At 73.9% G+C, this 19,385-nt stretch carries 15 protein-coding genes; 12 read left to right on the top strand and 3 right to left on the bottom strand.

Features of this window, described 5'->3' with window-relative positions:
• The first annotated feature begins 7 nt into the window (after window positions 1–7).
• The 11 genes from ACIP64_RS23450 (at window position 8) to ACIP64_RS23400 (ending at window position 10,767) form a co-directional block, all read left to right on the top strand.
• Window positions 8–487: a hypothetical protein gene (locus ACIP64_RS23450; RefSeq protein ID WP_401590151.1), complete on the top strand. Its 480-nt coding sequence runs from the start codon at window positions 8–10 to the stop codon at window positions 485–487.
• Complete coding sequence (locus ACIP64_RS23445; RefSeq protein WP_360916518.1) at window positions 484–642, top strand: DUF6760 family protein; 159 nt, start codon at window positions 484–486, stop codon at window positions 640–642. The genes ACIP64_RS23450 and ACIP64_RS23445 overlap by 4 nt, the downstream gene beginning before the upstream one ends.
• Before the next feature lie 18 nt (window positions 643–660).
• Window positions 661–2,967: a hypothetical protein gene (locus ACIP64_RS23440; RefSeq protein WP_401589976.1), complete on the top strand. Its 2,307-nt coding sequence runs from the start codon at window positions 661–663 to the stop codon at window positions 2,965–2,967.
• Window positions 2,968–3,004: 37 nt separating this feature from the next.
• Window positions 3,005–3,445: a phage tail protein gene (locus ACIP64_RS23435; RefSeq protein WP_401589973.1), complete on the top strand. Its 441-nt coding sequence runs from the start codon at window positions 3,005–3,007 to the stop codon at window positions 3,443–3,445.
• A 46-nt stretch (window positions 3,446–3,491) separates the two neighbouring features.
• Complete coding sequence (locus ACIP64_RS23430) at window positions 3,492–4,259, top strand: LysM peptidoglycan-binding domain-containing protein (protein WP_401589970.1); 768 nt, start codon at window positions 3,492–3,494, stop codon at window positions 4,257–4,259.
• A gap of 61 nt (window positions 4,260–4,320) precedes the next feature.
• Window positions 4,321–6,180, top strand: a complete 1,860-nt coding sequence (locus ACIP64_RS23425) for a VgrG-related protein (RefSeq protein ID WP_401589967.1) — start codon at window positions 4,321–4,323, stop codon at window positions 6,178–6,180.
• A gap of 14 nt (window positions 6,181–6,194) precedes the next feature.
• Complete coding sequence (locus ACIP64_RS23420) at window positions 6,195–6,476, top strand: PAAR domain-containing protein (RefSeq protein ID WP_401589964.1); 282 nt, start codon at window positions 6,195–6,197, stop codon at window positions 6,474–6,476.
• 7 nt (window positions 6,477–6,483) lie between these two features.
• The gene (locus tag ACIP64_RS23415) at window positions 6,484–6,942 is read left to right on the top strand and encodes a GPW/gp25 family protein (protein WP_401589961.1); all 459 of its coding nucleotides are present in this window, start codon (window positions 6,484–6,486) and stop codon (window positions 6,940–6,942) included.
• A complete protein-coding gene (locus ACIP64_RS23410; RefSeq protein ID WP_401589958.1) occupies window positions 6,942–8,912 on the top strand; it encodes a putative baseplate assembly protein in 1,971 nt (656 codons plus the stop codon). Before ACIP64_RS23415 ends, ACIP64_RS23410 begins: the two co-directional genes overlap by 1 nt.
• Window positions 8,913–9,028: 116 nt before the next feature.
• On the top strand, window positions 9,029–9,658 hold the full coding sequence (locus ACIP64_RS23405; protein WP_401589955.1) for a phage tail protein: 630 nt from the start codon (window positions 9,029–9,031) through the stop codon (window positions 9,656–9,658).
• A gap of 26 nt (window positions 9,659–9,684) precedes the next feature.
• The gene (locus tag ACIP64_RS23400; protein WP_401589952.1) at window positions 9,685–10,767 is read left to right on the top strand and encodes an NADase-type glycan-binding domain-containing protein; all 1,083 of its coding nucleotides are present in this window, start codon (window positions 9,685–9,687) and stop codon (window positions 10,765–10,767) included.
• A 646-nt stretch (window positions 10,768–11,413) separates the two neighbouring features.
• Here ACIP64_RS23400 and ACIP64_RS23395 read toward each other — a convergent pair.
• Together ACIP64_RS23395 and ACIP64_RS23390 are read right to left on the bottom strand one after the other, a co-directional pair.
• Entirely contained in the window at window positions 11,414–13,243 is a 1,830-nt protein-coding gene (locus tag ACIP64_RS23395; protein WP_401589949.1) for a BTAD domain-containing putative transcriptional regulator, read from the bottom strand.
• 308 nt (window positions 13,244–13,551) lie between these two features.
• A complete protein-coding gene (locus ACIP64_RS23390) occupies window positions 13,552–17,157 on the bottom strand; it encodes a choice-of-anchor D domain-containing protein (RefSeq protein WP_401589946.1) in 3,606 nt (1,201 codons plus the stop codon).
• Between the two features lie 292 nt (window positions 17,158–17,449).
• On the opposite strand from ACIP64_RS23390, the gene ACIP64_RS23385 reads away from it, so the two are divergent.
• Window positions 17,450–18,013: a PadR family transcriptional regulator gene (locus tag ACIP64_RS23385; protein ID WP_401589943.1), complete on the top strand. Its 564-nt coding sequence runs from the start codon at window positions 17,450–17,452 to the stop codon at window positions 18,011–18,013.
• 169 nt (window positions 18,014–18,182) lie between these two features.
• Here ACIP64_RS23385 and ACIP64_RS23380 read toward each other — a convergent pair whose 3' ends face one another.
• Window positions 18,183–19,286 carry a sensor histidine kinase gene (locus tag ACIP64_RS23380; protein WP_401589940.1) on the bottom strand — a complete coding sequence of 368 codons (1,104 nt, stop codon included), beginning with the start codon at window positions 19,284–19,286 and terminating at the stop codon, window positions 18,183–18,185.
• Between the last annotated feature and the right edge of the window lie 99 nt (window positions 19,287–19,385).

Here is a 19,385-nt window from a genome sequence, read left to right as displayed (position 1 = left end):
TGCACTGATGCGCCGTCAGATGACCGCCTCGGCCGTCGCCGAGGCAGAACAGAGCGCCGCGGGCCGCCCGGACGCGGACGGTGGCCCGTCCGCCGAGGCGGCCGGCCGGTCCGAGTCGCTGCGCACCGAGTTCCCCTTCGAGCTGCCGCGCGGATACGTCGACGGCTCCGGGCAGGTGCACCGCTCCGGCGTGATGCGGCTGTCCACGGCACGCGACGAACTCGTGCCGCTGCGCGACGACCGGGTGCGCGAGAACCCCGCCTACCTGTCCGTCGTCCTGCTCGGCCGGGTCGTGGTCAGGCTCGGCACCCTCACCGACGTGCACGCCGGGGTCATCGAGGACATGTTCGCCTCCGACCTGGCCTTCCTCCAGGACTTCTACCGCCGGATCAACGCCGAGGGCCACACCCGCGCCCAGGTCACCTGCCCGTCCTGCGCAGCGGCGTTCGCGGTCGACCTGGCGGGTGAGCGCCTGGGGGAATCGTGACGTACGCGACCGACGACCTGTACGACGAAGTCGCGTACATCGCCTACCACTTCCACTGGCCGCTGGACGCCATCCTCGACCTCGAACATCCCGAACGGCGCCGCTACCTGGACCGGATCGCCCGGTTCAACCAGCTCGCCGCCGCGGACCGGTGAGCCATGGGGATCCGGGGGATGTGGGGGAGACTGCTCGGACGGGAGGGCCCGGCCGCGGGAGGCCCAGGTACGGGCGACGCGGCGGCGGGTGAGCGGCAGCCCGCCCCGCCGCCCCGCGGCGAGTGGCGCGGGCTCGCCGTGCAGCGTTCGACGTTCGGGGTGCCCGCGCTGGTGAGCGCGCCCGACGCGTTCAAGGCGGGCCTCTCGACCTGGCAGAACCCGTCCTTCTCGGCGGGAACGCTGGGCCACTTCGTGAGCGAGGCGGCCCCCGGCGGCGTGGTGCACGGGGTGGCCGAGCCGGCCGCCCCGGTGCAGCGGACGACGACGGACCTGCCGGTCCGCCAGGCCGTGCGCGTGGGGCCGGCCGCGGAAGCGCCGGCGCAGGTGCAGCGCCAGGTCCGGCCGGAGGCGCCCGCGGGCCGCTTCACGGTGGCCCGGGCGGTCGAACTGCCGGTCCGCACACTGCCCGCGGAGCGCGCCGGATCCGATGTGCCCTCTGCGCACGTGCCGGAGGAGACCGTGCCGGACCCGGTTCCGGTGCCGGAACCGGCGGCAGTGGAGCGGCCGTTGGTGGGAGAGCGGGCGCCGCTGATGGAACCGGCGCCCGAGGCGGTGTCCGCGCCGGAGCCTCCGCAGGTGCCCGCACCGCCCGTACCCGACCGGGCGCCGGCGCCGTCCGTGCAGCGGGCGCGCCCGCTGGGACTCGGCGCGCCGCTGTCTTCGGTGCCCCTGGCGCCGCCCGTCCAGCGTCTCGCCGCACCGGACCCGGGAGTTCCGGTGCCCGGCTCCCGCCCGAAGCTGGGTCGTATCGGCGAACCGCTCACTCAGGTGCCCGCTCCTCCCGAACGGACACCCGCGCCCGAGGCAGCTCCGCTCGCGCCCCTGCTGGGGGAATCGGGGCCACTGGTGCAGCGTCAGGAGGTCGACACCCCTGCGCCGCAGCGGATGTCGCCCGCTGGGGCGCCGGTCCAGGCCGCCGCGGGTGGGTCGCCGGCGATGCAGCGGGTACCTGCGGCAACTGGGGTGCCCCAGGCTGTCGTTGGTGCCGCGGCGCCCGCACGCGTGTCCGCGCCGGTCGTTGTCATGGACGTACCGCCGGTGCGAATCCAGCGTCTCGCGGGGCCTGAGGGCGCCCTTGAGACGTCCCAACCGGGACCGGTCGCCCAGCTGTTGGGCGATCGCGGCCTGGAGCTCAGGTCCGTCCCCACCCCGAGTGAACCCGCCCCCGTCGCCGACGCGCCGGCCGCGCTTCGCGTCGTCCCCCTCGTCTGGTCGCGCCCCGAGGGGACTGTCGCCTCGGGCACGGCGGACGGGCGCGCGACGCAGCCGGTCCAGCGGCACGCGGGGGACCCACCGGGGCCGCAAGCGCCGCGCGGCGGAACTCCGCCCACCGCGCCACAGGTTGCCGCAACGCCACCGCGAGCCGAGCGGGCATCCGTCCAGCGCTCCGCGGCTCCGCTCGCGGGTCCGGTTTCCACGACCCCGGTCGCCGAACCGTTCCGGACCGAACGTGCGGCGGCTCCGTCCGTTCCCGTCGGCCCGGTCCCGGTTCCGGCCGCTGTCCAGCGGTACATGGAGCCGTCGGCCGGGCTGCCCGTCGTGGTCCCGGAGCCGGTTCCCGCGACCGAACGCGTGCCGGTGCCGCTCGGGCGTCCCTCCGTTCCCGTCGGCCCGCCTCCGGCTTCTGTCCAGCGGTACGCCGAGCCGTCGGCCGGGCTGCCCGTCGTGGTTCCGGGGCCGGTCTCCGCGAACCCGGTCGCCGAGCGGTTCCGGACCGAACGCGTGGCGGCTCCGTCCCTTCCCGTCGGCCCGGTCCCGGCTCTGCCCGCTGTCCAGCGTCATGCGGAACCGTCGGCCGGCCTGGCCGACGTCCCGGTGGCGCAGCGGTACGCCGGGCAGCCGACGGCCGCCACCGGGAGCCCGTTCGCCGTGCAGAGGCTGAGCGCGCCCCCGCCGCCGCCCCGGTCTTCGGTGACCCCCCTTCAGCGCTCCGCCCCCGGGACGGCGCCGGGCGACCCGGGGTCCGTGGCGGTCGCGGCGGGGATCGCACAGCGGGCGGCGGACGGATCGGTGGTCTTCGCGCCGCCCGCACCCGTCCCTGCCGTGGCGCAGCGTGAGACGGATGCCCCACAGCCGGAGCCCGCGCCCGTACCCACCCCGCCCCCCGCACCCGCACCCGCCGCCGCTCCCTCCCCGGAGCCGCCAAAGGCCGAGAGCACCGACGAACTCGTGCACCGCCTGCTCGCCCCCCTCAGCCGACTGCTCAGGGCCGAGTTGCGGCTCGACCGCGAACGCGCGGGCCTGCGCCTGGACTCCCGCCACTGAGTACGCCGTACACCCGTAAGAGAGAGGAACGCAGCCCATGACCGCGGCCGCAGCCGACGAGGATCCCGCCGTGAGCGTCTGCTTCATCGTCGAGATCGACGACTTCAGTCTCGGCTCCTTCAACAGCTGCGAGGGCCTGGCCTGCGAAGTGGTCATGGAGCAGCGCGAGGAGGGCGGGAACAACGGATACGTGTGGCAGCTGCCGTCGCGTATCAAGTTCTCGAACATCAAGCTCAGCCGCCCCGTCACCAAGGACACCGAGAAGGTCACCCAGTGGATCGCCGGCATGGTGTCCGGGGTGACGCGCAAGACGGGGCACATCAGCGCGATGACGATGGACGGGACCGTGGTGGCCCGCTGGAGCCTGCTGGACGTGGTGCCGGTGCGCTGGCAGGGGCCGTCGCTGAGCCCGGAGACGCCCAAGGTGGCGACCGAGACCCTGGAGATCGCCCACCACGGGTTCCTCTCCGCCGGTTGATCCCGCCCGACACCCCGCCCGACGTCCCGGAGAAGGAGAACCGCCGATGCCGTCCTCACCCGTCGCGTTCACCGCCGCCTCGCCGGGCGGGACCAAGGGGTCCGCCGCCGGTGCCGGGTCGCGGCCCAAGCTCGAGCGCGCCTATCTGGAGCTGCGGCACCCGCCCGCGGACGGGGGCACGGGCACGCCGGGGCCGCCCCTGGACACGATCGAGTTCCAGTTCAACCCGAAGGAGCTGACCCTCGCCAAGTCGGCGAAGTGGGAGCGCAAGACCGCGCGCGGCGCCAAGACCGCGGGCCCCGCGGAGTTCACGGGACCGGAGCCGTCGAAGCTGACGCTGGAGATGTTCTTCGACGCCACCGGGGCGCAGGACAGCAAGGTGGTCACCGCCGTCGAGCAGCTCTTCTCGTGCTGTGTGCCGACCGACCGGACGCACGACAAGAAGGCCGGCACGCCGCCGTTCGTCATCTTCCACTGGGGCGGGCTGACCGGCTTCGTCGGGTACATCAGCCAGGTCCAGGCGAAGTACACGCTGTTCACGGCAGGCGGTCTGCCGATCCGGGCGGTGTGCCAGGTCACGCTGGAGGAGCTGTCCGCCCAACTGCCGGGCCAGAACCCCACGTCCGGGGCGCTGGCCGCCCGGCGGGTGCACCACGTGGTGACGGGGGACACGCTGCCGCTGCTGGCCTTCCGGGAGTACGGCGACCCGGCCGCCTGGCGGGACATCGCGGAGGCGAACGGTATCGACGACCCCATGCGGCTGCGCCCCGGGAGCACCCTCCTGCTTCCGGCGGCGGAGGAACTCGGCACCTGACGCACGCCCAAAGGATCGGCACAGCACCAGCACAGCACCAGGAGAGGACGGACGACCCACGATGGCCGGAGAGACCTTCGCCAACACCCTCGCCGTGGAGGCCGGCGGCGCGCCGCTGCCGCCCGACACGGCCGAACTGCTGGTCTCCGCCTACGTGGACGGCAGCGTCCGGCTTCCCGACCTGTTCGTGCTCCGTTTCCGCGACCCCCAGCACATGGTTCTGCGGAAGACGGGCATCACCATCGGCACCCCGGTGAAGGTGTTCGCCCGCGCCGGCGACGACCCGGAGCGGCAGTTGCTGGTCTCCGGCGAGGTGACCGCCGTCGAGGTCGACCTGGACAGCACCGGGACCTTCACCGTCGTCCGCGGCCTCGACCACGCCCACCGCTTCTTCCGCGGCCGGCATGTGGCCGGGTACCGGCAGATGACGGCCTCGGACGTGGCCGTGCAGGTCGCCCGCCGCGCCGGACTGCCGGTGGGCACGGTCGACACGACGACGACGGTGTACGAGCACCTGGCGCAGCCCGGTGTCACCGACTGGGAGTTCCTGCACCGGCTGGCGGATCTCGCGGGGGCCGAAGTGTCCGTGAGCGACGGCAAGTTCTGCTTCCGGGTGCCCTCGCGGGCCGCGTCCGCGCCCGATCCCGCCACCCGGCCGGAGGCCAGTCCGTACGTCCTGGAGTTCGGGCGGAACCTGCTGCGCTGCCATGCCGCCGTGACCGCCGCCGACCAGGTGCAGCGGGTGGAGGTGCGCGGCTGGGACGTGCAGGCCAAGGCCGCCGTGGTCGGGCAGGCCCCCGCCGACCGGGGGGACCGGCTGTCGCTGGGGCTCACGCCCGGGCAGGCCGCGGCGCCGTTCGGCCAGGCGGTGTTCCTGGCCACGGACACCCCGTACGGCACCCAGTCCGCCGCCGACCAGGCGGCCCGGGCGCTGGCCGCCGACCTCGCCGCCTCGCTCGCCGAGGTGGACGCGGTGGCCATGGGCATCCCGCGGCTGCGCGCGGGGACGGCGGTGACCCTGGCGAACGTCGGGCCGCCGTTCGAGGGCAAGTACACGATCACCGCCAGCCGGCATGTCTTCGACCCCGACACCGGCTACCAGACGTGGCTCACCGTCGGCGGCCGCTCCGACCGTTCGCTGTACGGGCTCGCCTCCGGCGGAGGCGCGGGGTACGGCGCGGCGGCGGGCCGGATCGGCGGCCTCGTCAACGCGACCGTCACCGACACCCGCGACCCCGAGGCCCTCGGCCGGGTCCGGCTGGCCTTCCCCTGGCTGTCCGACGACTACGTCAGCGACTGGGCCCGCACGGCGGGCCTCGGCGGGAAGGGCGGCGGCGGGGTGTTCGGCCCCGAGGTCGGGGACGAGGTGCTGGTCGGCTTCGAGCAGGGCATGGTCGACCGCCCGTACGTCCTCGGCAGCCTCTACAACGGCCAGGACAAGCCGTCCGCCCATGACGCGCCGCTCGTGGACTCCACCTCGGGCGCGGTCAACCGCCGCTCGCTGGTGACCCGTTCGGGCAACCGGGTGGAGCTGCTCGACGTGTCGGGCGGCCCGCAGGGTGTACGGATGTCCACCGGCGACGGCAAGCTCACCCTCCATCTCGACCAGCAGGCCACCAAGGTCGTCGTGCGCAGCGACGGCAGTGTCGAGGTGGTGGCCCGGCAGAAGGTGATCGTCAAGGCCGAGCAGGGCGTCAGCGTGGACGCGGGCACCGGCAGCCTGGAGCTGTCGGGGCAGTCGGTGAAGGTCACCGCCCGCAGCGGTGTGGCACTCGACGGCGGATCGGGTGCGCTCAGCCTGCAGACCCAGGGCCAGGTGGACGTCAAGGGCACCACCGTGGGCGTCAACGGCACCGCGAGCACCGAGATCAAGGGCGGCGCGACCTGTTCCATCAGCGCCGCACTGGTCAAGATCAACTAAGAGGAGCGCCAGGAATGCCCCCAGCAGCCAGAGTCGCCGACCCCACCGGGCACCCCGGTGTCATCGGGCCGCCCGGAGTGCCCACCGTGCTGATCGCCGGCATGCCCGCGGCCGTGGTCGGCACCCCCCACATCTGCTCGTTCCCGCCGCCCGCCGTGCACCCGCCGTCCGCGATCGCACCGCCCGGCTGCCCGACCGTCCTCATCGGCGGCATGCCCGCCGCCCGGGTCGGCGACCTCGCGGTCTGCGGGGCGCCGGTCGTGATGGGCGCCCCGACCGTACTGATCGGCGGGTGACCGGGCCGTGGGAGAGCAGTTCATCGGCGCCGGCTGGGCCTTCCCCGCGCGCACCGACGCCACCGGCTCGGTGGCCCTGGTCGTCAGGGAACGGGAGATCGAGGAGAGCATCCGGCTGATCCTGGCCACCGCGCCCGGCGAACGCCCCATGCGTCCGCTGTTCGGCTGCGGCATCCACGACTACGTGTTCGCGCCCGCGGACGCCGCCACCGCGGGCCGGATCGCCTACGAGGTGCGGGTCGCGCTGGAACGGTGGGAGCTGCGGGTCGATCTCGTGGACGTCACCGTCACCTTCGACGGGGTCGACTCCGGCACGCTCTACATCGACCTCAGATACGCGCTGCGCGGCACCAACGACCCGCGCAACCTGGTCTTCCCGTTCTATGTGATCCCCTCGCACGACGGCGGGGCGGGCGCGGACGCGCCCGCCGGCCCGCACGGTTCCGCCGACGGAGGTGGCCGCTGATGTCCCTGCCCCGCCCCCATCTGGACGACCGCAGGTTCCAGGACCTGGTGGACGAGGCCAAGCGGATGGTGCAGCAGCGCTGCCCCGAGTGGACCGACCACAATGTCTCCGACCCCGGCGTCACCCTCATCGAGGCCTTCGCGCACATGGTCGACCAGCTGATCTACCGGCTCAACCGGGTGCCCGACAAGCACCACGTGGCGCTGCTCGACCTGATCGGACTGCGGCTCTTCCCGCCGGCCGCGGCCCGTACCGACGTCACCTTCTGGCTCTCCGCCCCGCAGCCGGGCCCGGTGGCGGTCCGGGAGGGCACCGAGGTCGCCACCGTCCGCAGCGAGACCGAACAGGCCGTCGTCTTCAGCACCCTGCGCGACCTGACCGTCGTGCCCTGCGAACTGGCGGTCCTCGCGGTGCGGCCCGCGGACCCGCGCGGACAGGGCGCCGCACCGGCCGCGGCGGACCGGACCGCCGAACTCGCGGGCGGCCGGGGCGTGGCCTGTTTCGGCGAGGTCCCGCAGCCGGGCGACACCGTGCTGTTCGGGCTGTCCACGGCCGTCCCGTCCTGCGTCGTCGCGCTGCGGCTGGCGTTCCCCGTCGCGGGCCACGGGATCGACCCGGACGACCCGCCGCTGGTGTGGGAGGCACGGACCGCGGAAGGCTGGACTCCGTGCGAGGTCGAGCGTGACGGCAGCGGGGGCTTCAACCGGCCCGGCGACGTGCTCGTCCACGTGCCCGAGGGCCATGTGGCCGTCGCCGAGGCCGGGCGCCGGGCCGGCTGGCTGCGCGCCCGCGTGCTGCCGCCGGACGGGGTCCGCCGCCCCTACTCGGCGAGCCCGCGGCTGCTGTCCGCCACCGCGTTCACCATCGGCGGCACCGCGCCCGCCGCGCACGCCGAACGCGCCGCAGGCGAGGTGCTGGGCCTGTCCGAGGGCGTGCCGGGGCAGGTCTTCGCCGTGGCCCGGCCGCCCGTCGTCGCCGGCCGCGAGCCCTTCACCGTCGAGACCCTCACCGCAGAGGGCACGCAGGAGTGGGCGGAGGTCGGGCACTTCGGCGACTCGGGACCCGGCGACCACCATGTGCGGCTCGACCGCAGCAGCGGGGAGATCGCCTTCGGTCCCGCGGTGCGGGAGCCCGACGGCTCCCTGAAGCAGTACGGCGCGGTCCCGCCGCAGGGCGTGCCGATCCGCGTCCGCCCCTACCTGACCGGCGGCGGCCGGCGCGGCAACGTCGCACGCGGCGCGCTGTCCGTGCTGCGCAGCTCGATCCCGTACATCGCCCGCGTCGGGAACCGAACCGCCGCCAAGGGCGGGGTCGACGGCGAGGACGTCGAGAACGCGAAGCTGCGCGGCGCGCTCTCGCTGCGCTCCCGTGAACGGGCCGTCACCGCCGAGGACTACGAGTACCTCGCCCGCCAGGCCGCGCCCGAGATCGCCCGGGTGCGGTGCGTGGCCGCGGAGAGCGGGACCGACGCGGGCGGCGTGCGCGTGCTGCTCGTGCCCTGGGCGGAGGCCGACACCTCGGGCCGCCTCGCCTTCGAAGGGCTCGCCTGCCCGGAGGAGCTGGTGGCGCGAGTGGTCTCCCGCCTCGACGCGCAGCGCGCGCTGGGCACCCGGCTGGTCGTCGAACCCCCCTTCTACCAGGGCGTCACCGTCGTCACCACCCTCCGCGCGACCCCGTCCGCGTCGCCCGCACGCGTCCAGCAGGACGCGCTGACCGCCCTCTACCGCCACCTCAACCCCCTGACCGGCGGCGCCGACGGGGCCGGCTGGCCCTTCGGCCGGTCCGTGCAGTCCGGCGAGGTCTTCGCGGTGCTCCAGCAGGTGCCGGGCGTCGAACTCGTCGAGGGCGTCCGGCTCTTCCCCGCGGACCCCGGCAGCCATCGCCGCGGCGAGCCCACCGACCGGGTCGACCTGGCGGCGGGCGCGCTGGTCTTCTCCTACGACCACCAGGTGCGGGTGACGGGCGCATGAGCGGTGGTGTGCCGCCGGCGGGCGGCGAGGGGATCAACTACCGAAAGGCAGGGCGCGAGCCAGCCGAGCCTGCGCCCGCACCCGCACCCGGGGACGGTGGAGGCGGACGTGCGCTCGTGCCCGGGCTGATCTCACGGTACCCACTGGGGCTCCAACTGCCCGGCGTGTACGCCGACGACGACTTCGTCCAGCGCTTCACCGCGGGGCTGGACGAGGTACTGGCCCCGGTCCCCGGCACCTTGGACAACCTGGCCGCCTATCTCGACCCCGCTCTCGCCCCGGCCGACTTCACCGCGCTGCTGGCGGCATGGGTCGGGGCGCGGCCCGCGGACGGGCCGGTGGGCGGCGCGCGCCGCTCCGAGATCTCGGGCGCCGTACGGACCCACGCCGCGCGGGGCACGCGGGCGGGCCTCGCAGAGGAGATCCGCCTCGCCTTCGGTGTCGAGGCCGAGATCGAGGAGAGCGGCGGCGCGACCGGATCCGTCACACCGGGGACCCCGCTGCCGGGCTCGCCCGAACCCCGGCTGTCCGTACGCGTGCGCGTCCCCGATCCCGACACGTTCGACACCCGCGCCCTGACCGCTCTCGTCGCGCGCAGCCGGCCGGCCCATCTCCCGTTCACCGTCGAGGTCGTTGCCGGCTGCCGTCCCGCCCGAAAGGGCACGCGGGCGGTCCTCCCGGCTGCCCCGGAGCGGCTACCGGGGGACACCGCCGGTGGTGACCATGGACTCGGGCGGAGCACGTGAGCGCCACGACAGGGGGAGAGCGGAAAGTGATCGAGTGCACGCAGTGCGGCAAGCGGTGCGAGCCGGGCGAGCAGTTCTGCGGATCGTGCGGGGCGTTCCTGGAGTGGACGGAGCCGGCCGCCGCCACGAGCCCGCGCCCGGCCGCCGCCGTGCCGGAGCAGCCCGCCCCGCGGACGAGCGTGCGCGCGGAATCGCCCGCCGAGGCGCCCCCCGTGCCGCCGCGCCCGGAGACAGCACCCATGCAAGCCGCGCCTGCCGCGGCGAGCCCCGCCGCGGCACCCGTGCAACCGCGCGCCGGGGAGCCCGTTGCGGCGCGCCCCCGCCCCACCGCGGTGTCCGCCCCGGACGAACCGCCGCCCGCGCCGGGTGACCTGATCTGCGGTCAGTGCGGTGCGGGCAACGTGCCCACCCGGCGGTTCTGCCGTCGCTGCGGTACCTCTCTGGCCGACGCCCCGGCCGCGCCGCAGGCGTCGTGGTGGCGCAGGCTGTTCACCCGCCGTCCGCGCACCGCCCCGGCAGCGGGCGACCGGCCGGGGCCGGGATTCTCGGGGCGGGTGCGCCGGCCGCGGTTCCTGGTCCCCGTCCTGGTGCTCGCCGTGCTCTGCGCCGCCGTTTTCGCCCTGCGGCCCCAACTGCGCCAGGCGACCGAAGCGGTGAAGGACCGGCTGGCCACCCCCCAGCAGGTGCACGCCGTGGGCGTCAGCGCGTCGAGCGCGTCCCGCGGGCACGCCGCCTCGCTGGCGGTGGACGGCACGACCGACCGCTACTGGGCACCGGACCGCGAGGGCGACGGCAAGGGGCAGTACCTGGAGGCGCGGTTCGACGAGCCGTTCCGGCTGCTCGACGTGATCGTCTACCCGGGCATCTCCACCAACGCCCAGCAGTTCCTCACCCAGGGCCGCCCGCAGACCCTGCTCGCCACGGTCACCGACGCGCACGGCACGGTCACCCGGCACACGGTGAACCTCGCCGACAGCGCGGGCGAGCAGAAGTTCCACTTCGCGGTGAGCGACGTCGTCCGCGTCCGGCTCACGATCGAGAGCGCCTACGGCGCCGGTAGCGGACACCGGGTCGCCGTGGGCGAGGTGGAGTTCTTCAAACGCGGCTGACGTCGAGCCCCGGGTGCGCGCGCGGCCACGCCGCGCGGCACCGTCCGGGATTCGCACGAGTGCCGGGTGTGCCGCGGCGACCGCGGTCTGCGGGCGGCGCCCGTCAGCTCGGCGTCGCGGAGTTCTTCAAGCGGGGTTGGCGTCGAGCCCCGGGTGTTTGCGGGGCCGGGCGGCCGGTATCCCGGCGAGGCCGCGTCGCGTGGCGGCGTCCGGTTCCGGTCCGGTGCCGGGTGGGTGGACGCCGAGTTCTTCCAGGATTCGTGCGTGCCGCAATGGGGCTTGGTGGGCCGCGACCGGGTCGCCGGCCCGCCGGTGGGCGAGCACCAGTCGGCGCCGGGCCGCGTTATGGAAGGGGTCGACGGACAGTGCGTGGTGTGCCGGGGCGACCGCGGTCTGCGGGCCTTCGGCCGGGTTCGGTTTCGGCGGGCGTCGGGGCGGCGGGCATCAGCTGTGTGACGTCGAGCGCCGGGTGTCCGCGGGGCCGGGCGGCCGGCAGCCCGCCGTGTGGCGTCGTCCGGTTCCGGCGCGGGCCGGACGGGCGGACGCCGAGTTCTTCCGGGATCCGTGCGTGCCGCAATGGGGCCGGGTGCGCCGGGGCGATCGCGGTTTGCGGGCGGCGCCCGTCAGCTCGGCGTCGCGGAGTTCTTCAAGCGGGGCTGACGTCGAGTCTCGGGTGTTCGCGGGGCCGGGCGGCCGGCAGCCCGCCGAGGCCGCGCCGCGTGGCGGCGTCCGGCTCTGCCCCGGTGCCGGGTGGGCGGACGCCGAGTTCCTCCAGGATCCGTGCGTGCCGCAGCTGGGCCTGGTGGGCCGCGACCGGGTCGCCGGCCCGCCGGTGGGCGAGCACCAGCAGGCGCCAGGCCGCGTCCTGGAAGGGGTCGACGGACAGTGCGTGGTGTGCCGCGGCGACCGCGGTCTGCGGGCGGTCGCGGCCGAGTTCGACCTCGGCGAGCGTCAGGGCGGCGCGCACCAGTTGGGCGCGGTGGTACTCCCGCAGCGGCACCACCCACTCCGCCGGGCCGTCCTCGGGCAGGAGTTCACCGGTGTAGAGGTGGAGCGCCAGGCCGAGCGACTCCGCGGCCTGGTCCACCGATCCGTGCGACAGCAGGCGCAGCCCGCTCGTCACGGCGGCCTCGAACCGCTGCACGTCGCAGCTCCCGCCCGGTTGCGGCGACAGCATGTACGCCTCGCCGGACCGTAAGAGGATGCGGCTCGCCCCGCGGTCGACGCCCGGTTCCAGGAAGGTGCGCAGCGCGGAGACCGCGACCTGGAGCCCGCGGCCCGCGTTCCGTTCCGGGGTCTCCGGCCACAAGGCGGCCATCAGCCGTTCGCGGTGCACCGGTTGCCCCGCGTGCACGGCCAGCAGCCGGGCGAGCGCCCGGACCCGGGGCCGGGTGGTCCGCCAGTCCAGCACCCGGTCCCCGAGCGTCGCCTCGAAGCGGCCGAAGCAGCGCAGCGTCAGCGGGCCGGGGCTGTCCTGGGCGGCCGGGCGGGCGGAAGGAGGAGGAGCGGGCCGGGCGGCCCGCGCGGCGGGAGCCGCTGAGGCGCGGAGCCGCAGGTGCTCACGGAGCAGCGGAACGCAGTCGTACCTGCCCTCGGTACGGCGTGAGACCAGCCCGTACCCGTCCTCCAGTTCGTCCAGGACACCGGAGCCGTCGTCGGTGAGCCACGGTCCCCGCGGGGTCCGGCAGATCTCGGCGAACGCCTCGGCGAGCCGGCCGGGCAACACCCCCAGCACCTCGCGGTCGAGGTAGCCGCGGACCGCGGCCGAAGCGAGTACGGTGGCGGCCCGGTCGGCGTCCCGGCGCGGCACCTGGAGGCACAGCCGGAGCGCGACCGGCCAGCCCCGCGTCAGCCGGCTCAGCGTCTCGTACTCCGGCGCGGTCACCGGTCCGCCGCCCGGCGGGCCCGCCGTCGCCAGCGCCTGCCGGAACTCGGCATCGTCATAGGCGAGTTGGTCCGCGGTGACGACGACGGTCCCGGAGAGTTCGTGCCGGGCCAGATTGATCGAGGGCCGTCTTCGCCCGGCGAGCACGATCCGCAGGTTCGGCGGCGCCAGCAGCGCCAGTTCCTCCAGGGCGTCCTCCACCGGCGTTCCGTGCACGAGGTGGACGTCGTCGACGAGCATCAGCACCGGCCCGGCGCGCCGCTCGACGGCCGTGAGCACCGACTCGACCGTGGCGGGCGCCGGGGGTTCCGCGGTGGAGTGCCCGCCGTCGGGGCCGGCTTCCAGCAGCTTCCGCATCAGGCTGTCCAGCAGGGGGGCCGCCTCACGCGTGTCCCGGTACGGCCGCCAGCTGATCACCTTGCCCCTCGCGGCGAAGGAGTCGGCGTAGTGGGCCAGCACGATGGACTTGCCGTACCCCGCGGGCGCGACGACGAGCGCGAGGGGTGAGGCTCGGTGTCCGGAGAGCAGGTCCACGACGCGGGGCCGGAGAGGACCGGACCCGGTGGGCGGCATCGTAGGGGGCTGCGCCACGACGAAGGGCTCCTTCCCGTGACCGGGCGGGGACCGAGGTGGATTCCTGACTGCCTGGAGGGTGCCGGGCAGACCCGCTGGCGGCGGGCGGAGGAGGGATCACCCATCACTCTAGGCAGCCGTGGTGTCACCCGCTAGGGAGCGGTGGGCTCCGCCACGGAGTTGAGACGCCTCCGGGTACATGGGTACGGATTCGTAACGGCTCTGGATCATGACCCCTGCCGCGGCGGGCCGGGCACAGCACGGACGCCGGTGCCGCGGGGCGCGTGCGCGCCCCGCGGCACCGGCGTCCGGTGGTCCGTTCCGGGTCAGGTGTTCCAGACCTGGAACTCCGAGAGCTGACCCGCGGGCCAGCCGTCGTTGGCGGTGACCGTCACCCGGACCCAGCGCTGGGTGGTGGCGGGGAAGGTGATGGTGACGGTGTTGTTCGCGCCCGGGGTGAAGCTGTAGGACGCGGACGGCTTCAGCGTGCTGAACGCCGAGCCGTCGGTGCTGCCGGTGAGCGACAGCGTCTCGTTGCGGGCACCCCAGCCGGCCGGCAGCTGGAGGACGACCTTGCTCACGCTCTGGGCGGAGCCGAGGTCGACCTGTGCCCATTGCGGGAAGGCGTTGTTGGCGCTCTCCCAGTAGCTGGCCTGGTTGCCGTCCGTCAGGTTCGAGGACGGGTAGACGTCGGTGTGGCTGGACTCGGTGGTCGGCCGGCCGGCCGCCAGGTTGGTCGCCACCGTGCCGCTGCCGGTGCCGGACAGCGCGACCGTGACCGGGTTGTTGGCGGCGTTGCCGTTGATCGTCAGGGTGCCGGTGCGGGTGCCGGACGCGGTCGGGGTGAATGTCACCGCGACCGTGCAGCCGGCCCCCGCCGCGAGGGACGTGCCGCAGGTGTTGCTCTGCGCGAAGTCGCCGGAGGCGGTGACAGAGGAGATCGTCGCGGCGGCCGTACCGGTGTTGGTCACCGTCACGTTCCGTGCGGCGCTGGTCGTGCCGGGTGCCTGCGTGCCGAAGGTGAGCGAGGACGGGCTGACCGACAAGGTCGCCTGCGGGTTGCCGCTGCCGCCGCTCGGGAAGACCTGGAGGTCGGACAACTGGGCCGCGTTCCAGCCGGTGTTGGCGGTGATGTTGATCCGCACGTAGCGGGCCGTCGCGGCCGGGAAGGTGACGGTCACCGTGTTGTTGTTGGCGTTCGGGTCGAAGGTCAGCGGGGCGGACGCGGCCAGCGTGTCGAAGCTGCTGCCGTTGGTGGAGCCCTGCACGGACAGGGTCTCGGTACGGGTGGCCCAGGCGGTGGACGGCGGGAGCCTCAGCACGGCCTTGCCGACGCTGTAGTTCTGGCCGAGGTCGACCTGCACCCATTGCGGGAAGGCGCCGCCCGCGCTCTCCCAGTACGTGGCGGCGTCGGTGTCGGTGACATTGCCCGCGGCGAACGTGCCGTTGGCGGAACTCGCCGACGCGGGACGCCCGGCCGCGATGTTCGTGCCGCTGTCGATGCCGGTGCCGCCGAGCGCGACCTTCGTCGGGCTGTTGTTGGCGTTGCTGGTCAGCGTCAGTGTGCCGCTGCGGGCGCCGCCCGCGGTCGGCTTGAAGGCCACGGTGACCACGCAGGACGAACCGACCGGCAGGGAGCCGCAGTTGTCGGTCTCGCTGAAGTCGCCGGTCGCCGCGACGGCCGAGACGGTGGCCGCGCTCGTGCCGGAGTTGGTGACGGTCACCGTCTGCGCGGCGGCCGTCGAGCCGACGACCGTACCGGCGAAGGTGAGAGCGGCCGGGTTGGTGTTCAGCACCGGGCCGGGCGCGGTGCCCGTACCGGTCAGCGAGACGGTGCTGGTGTTGCCGCCCGCGGTGAGGGCCAGGGTGCCGGTGCGCTCCCCGGTCGCGGTCGGCCGGAAGGTGACGCTGACGGTGCAGGAGCCGTTCGCCGGTACCGATGTGCCGCAGGTGCTGGTCTGCGCGAAGTCGCCCGAGGCGGCCAGCGCGGTCACGGCGGCTGCGGTGCCGGTCGGGTTGGACACCGTCACGGTCTGTGCGGCGCTGGTCGAACCGGTCGCCACCGAACCGAAGTTGAGCGCTCCGGGGGAGGCGGTGACTCCCGTGGGCGGGTAGGGCGGGAACACCGGGGCGGGGAAGCCGCCGCAGAAGGGCGTCCCGGAGATGCCGGAGTTGCCGCCGCCGTCGGTGACGGCGAAGTTGGAGCCCTCGCAGCTGTAGACGGGCGACGACGCGCCGACGCCGGTCGCCGTGACATTGGTGAACGTGGCCGCGCCGCCGGTCTGCTCCTGGAGCGCGAAGGTGCCGGTGCCGGCGATCGTCACATTGCTGAGGTGGACGCCGCTGACCGTGCCCTCGACCCACTGCACGGCCTCGTAGGGGCTCTGCTGGATGAGCGCGTTGGTCACGTTGATCGGGCCCGTGATCGCGCCCTGGCTGCCGTCGAACCACAGCGCGCCGACGCCGAACTGCCAGTTCGGGTCGAGGCTGCCGTCCCGGATCATGGTGTTGCCGGTGATGGTGGTGGTGCCGACCGGCGTGGAGGTGAAGCGCTGCCCGACGTGGATGCCGCCGCCCTGCGCCAGGCCGGCATCCACCACCAGGTTGCCGCTCACCGTGTTGTCGTGCCCGCCGTAGATGGCGATGCCGTTGGCCAGGATCGGCATCTGCACGGTGTTGTTGGAGAAGGTGTCGTTGACGTCGGCGCCGAGAGCGGCGTCCGCCCAGGTGGCCAGTCCGTCGTCACCGGTGTTGCGGATGTCGCTGTTGGTGACGGTCGAATTGGTCACGCCGCCGTGGAAGTTGACACCGTCGGCGGTGGTGTCGCGGATCCGCAGCCCGCTGAACGTCAGCTTGTCCATCGGGCCGTCCATCCAGGCGCCGACCTTCATGTGGTCGATCCAGATGTTCGACGCCGAGGAGTTGCTCATCGCGCCGCCGATGCCGTTGACCTGGTCGCAGTCGTTGCGGGTGCCGACCTGGCCGAAGATCGCGAAGTTGGAGAGGTGGACGCCGCTGCTGACGCCGCGGTTGCCGCCGACCCCGCAGCTGTCGGGCTCGCCGAGGCCGTAGAAGCCGGGCGCCGCACCGGTCACCGTCGAGTACCACATGCCCGCGCCGGCCACGGTGACGTTGTTGACCGTGATGTGGCCGGGGATCTTGAACGTGCCCGGCGGTATCCACACCGTGCCGCCGGAGCCGGCCGCGCTGATCGCCGCGTTGAAGGCCGCCGTGGCGTCGCTGCCACCGGTCGGGTCGGCGCCCTTGGACGTGACCGACACCGAGCCGGACGGCTGCGACAGCGCCGCGCCGACCTGCTCGAAGTCGGCGAAGTCGATGGTGGTCGTCGTGCCGCCGGAGCCCACCTGGAGGGTGAACGTGGTGCCCGCCGGATACGTCTGCGGCAGCAGCCGGTGGACCTCGTCGTAGAAGTGGTGCCGGTTGCTGCCGGGGGTGTTGGTGAACGGGTAGCTGCCGTAGTACCAGCTGTAGGCGTTGGTGAGGGTGAAGTCGGGTTGTGCGGCGCCGTTGATGGCGAAGGACAGCGGGGCGGTGTAGGCCGAGCCCCCGGAGCTGTCCGGGATGCTGTAGCGGAAGTCGATCGAGTTGGTCGCCACGGGGGTGGTGAAGGTGACGAACTTGCCGCTGCCCTGGAGGGTCACCGCCTTGCGGTAGGACGCCTCGTCAGCGAGCTCGCCGTACGTCCAACTCGGCCCGATCACGGTGCCGTTGGTGGCGGAGTTCTCTGCCTGCACCTCCACGTAGGGCAGGTTCGCGCCGCTGCCGCCGGTGGCGGCCGCGGCGAAGGCCGGGGCGGCGCCCAGCGCGATCGTGCCGCCGGTGGTGAGCAGGGCCGTGCCGGCCGCGACGGCGACGGCTCGTCTCAGGGACGGCCGTCTCCGGCCTCGGAGGATGGGGGGTATACGCAACATCACATGCTCCTTTCGGCGCAGAATGTCTGTTCTGCGCCAGGGGGGTGGAGCGCCAACGCAAGGGGCACCGTAATGTCGCGGATACACCCGCGCAATATCCCGGCGCATCCTCGTGAGAAAGTAACTTTTTTGCGCAAGATTCTGCGTTCATTGGCGTGAGGAAGAAGCCGGTGGCAAGGGGTCCATGCCGTGCGAACTGCTGACGATTCGTCATATCCCGTGCCGCTCACCAGGTCGCGGGCCCGGTCGGCAGCGGTCTCTTCGTCTGTTCAAGAAGGCGTAATATCCGGGTATGGCATTGCGCAACGCGGTACTGGCGGCCCTTCTGGAGGGGGAGGCTTCCGGCTACGACCTCTCCAAGAGGTTCGACGCGTCGGTGGCCAACTTCTGGATGGCCACGCCCCAGCAGCTGTACAAGGAGCTGGACCGTATGGAGTCCCAAGGCCTCATCGAAGCCCGGGTCGTCCAGCAGGAGCGCAGGCCCAACAAGCGCCTGTACTCACTGACCGGGGCCGGGCAGCAGGCGCTCCACGACTTCACCGCGGAACCTCCCCGGCCGACCGCCATCCGCGACGAGCTGCTGGTCAAGGTGCAGGCGGTGGACGGGGGAGACGCGACCGCCGTGCGCACCGCGATCGCGGAACGCCTGGAGTCGGCACGGGCCAAACTGGCCCGCTACGACCAGGACCGCACCCGCCTGCTCGCCGGGCGCACCGAGGAGCAGTTCCTCGCCGGGAGCGACCGGATCGGCCCGTACCTGACCCTCATGCGGGGACGCGCCTTCGAGACGGAGAACATCCTCTGGGCCGAGCGGGCGCTGAGCATCCTGGAACAGCGGGCCTCGCTCCCGGCCTGAGAACGGCCTGAGAGCAGCCTGAGAACGGGGGGCCTCAGCGGTCGTCCCCCTCAGGGGCGCACCCCGGCGGCGGGGTCCCGGGCCGGCGGCCGAGGCACAGGGCGTCGTGAGTGCGCCGCCGGACCATCGGCACCGCCGCACCCGGCGGAGATCCGCCGTACGGGTGCCTTCAGTCCGGGCCCTCGACCGGGAGCTCCAGGCGGACCTCGTACCCTCCCTCCGCCGTCGGGCCCGAACTGAACGTGCCGTTCAGCAGGGCGGCGCGCTCCCGCAGCCCGACCAGGCCGTACCGCGCGCTCGGCAGCGGGAGCGGGCGGCGGGTCGGCTGGTCGTTGGTGACCGTGGCCCGGACGACGCCGGCCTCGCGCCGGACCCGCACGGAGGCCTTCGCGCCGGGCGCGTGCTTGCGCACATTGGTCAGCGCCTCCTGCACCGTGCGGTAGACGGCGCGCTGGACGGGCGCGGGGAGCCCTTCCGGCAGGTCCATGTCGAGCTCGGCCTCGATGCCGCTGCCGCCGACCAGCCGTTCGAGGTCCGACACGGACGGCTGCGGGGTCAGTTCGGTCGGCCGGCTGCCCGCCGCGCGCAGGACGTCCACCATGTGCCGCAGTTCGTCCAGGGTCTGCACGCTCAGCCGCCGGATCGTCCCCGCGGTCTCCTTGACGGCCGCGTCCGGCGCGCCGACCTGCAGCGCACCCGCCTGCACGGCGATCAGGCTGACCTGGTGCGAGACGACGTCGTGCATCTCCCGCGCCAACTGGGCGCGTTCCGTCGCCAGCACCGTCTGGGCGGTGAGCAGGCGTTCGTGGTCGCGTGCCTCGGAGATCTCACGGAGCCGCAGGGACAGGTCGCGACGGGCCTGCACGAGCTGCCCGAGGAAGAGCGGGGCGGCCGCCGTCGTCGCGGTGTATCCGAGGGTGATGAAGGTCGCCGTCTCCGTGAGGTCGAACCGCGGGGACGGCCACGGCGGTACGTCGCAGAGCGTGAAGGCCACCCCGCAGAACGCCAGCAGCATGCGGCGCCGCGTGAACGTGGCCAGCGTGTACAGGGCGGCAAGTGAAGCGAAGACCGCGGACGAGACGAGCACGGCGGGCAGGGTCAGCAGGAACGTGATCAGCGGGCGGTGGCGCCGCAGCATCAGGGAGAGTGCGGCCGTCAGGCCCCAGGCCAGGCTGGCGGAGTCGTCGAAATGGACGTTGACGCGGACGTCGAGCAGCGCGAAGAAGACGAGCAGCACGTCCAGCAGCAGGAGCGGCGGGCCGCGGAACCGCATCCGCCGCCCCGCCCGCCGGAGGCGGGCACCGGCGCCCGCACCGGCCCGGAGCACGCGCCGGGCGGCCGGGGCCTGCAGAATCGTGCGCGCCGCACGGCA

Source organism: Streptomyces sp. NPDC088733 (assembly GCF_044751185.1).
GTDB lineage: Bacteria > Actinomycetota > Actinomycetes > Streptomycetales > Streptomycetaceae > Actinacidiphila.
This window is presented reverse-complemented; position numbering and strand designations above follow the sequence as displayed.

What these genes read in the sequence shown, in the direction of transcription:
- ACIP64_RS23385 (WP_401589943.1), top strand. Translation starts at nt 17,450, where the DNA reads ATGGCATTGCGCAACGCGGTACTGGCGGCCCTTCTGGAGGGGGAGGCT.
- ACIP64_RS23450 (WP_401590151.1), top strand. Translation starts at nt 8, where the DNA reads ATGCGCCGTCAGATGACCGCCTCGGCCGTCGCCGAGGCAGAACAGAGC.
- ACIP64_RS23425 (WP_401589967.1), top strand. Translation starts at nt 4,321, where the DNA reads ATGGCCGGAGAGACCTTCGCCAACACCCTCGCCGTGGAGGCCGGCGGC.
- ACIP64_RS23440 (WP_401589976.1), top strand. Translation starts at nt 661, where the DNA reads ATGTGGGGGAGACTGCTCGGACGGGAGGGCCCGGCCGCGGGAGGCCCA.
- ACIP64_RS23435 (WP_401589973.1), top strand. Translation starts at nt 3,005, where the DNA reads ATGACCGCGGCCGCAGCCGACGAGGATCCCGCCGTGAGCGTCTGCTTC.
- ACIP64_RS23390 (WP_401589946.1), bottom strand. Translation starts at nt 17,157, where the DNA reads ATGTTGCGTATACCCCCCATCCTCCGAGGCCGGAGACGGCCGTCCCTG.
- ACIP64_RS23420 (WP_401589964.1), top strand. Translation starts at nt 6,195, where the DNA reads ATGCCCCCAGCAGCCAGAGTCGCCGACCCCACCGGGCACCCCGGTGTC.
- ACIP64_RS23380 (WP_401589940.1), bottom strand. Translation starts at nt 19,286, where the DNA reads ATGCGGTTCCGCGGCCCGCCGCTCCTGCTGCTGGACGTGCTGCTCGTC.
- ACIP64_RS23410 (WP_401589958.1), top strand. Translation starts at nt 6,942, where the DNA reads ATGTCCCTGCCCCGCCCCCATCTGGACGACCGCAGGTTCCAGGACCTG.
- ACIP64_RS23430 (WP_401589970.1), top strand. Translation starts at nt 3,492, where the DNA reads ATGCCGTCCTCACCCGTCGCGTTCACCGCCGCCTCGCCGGGCGGGACC.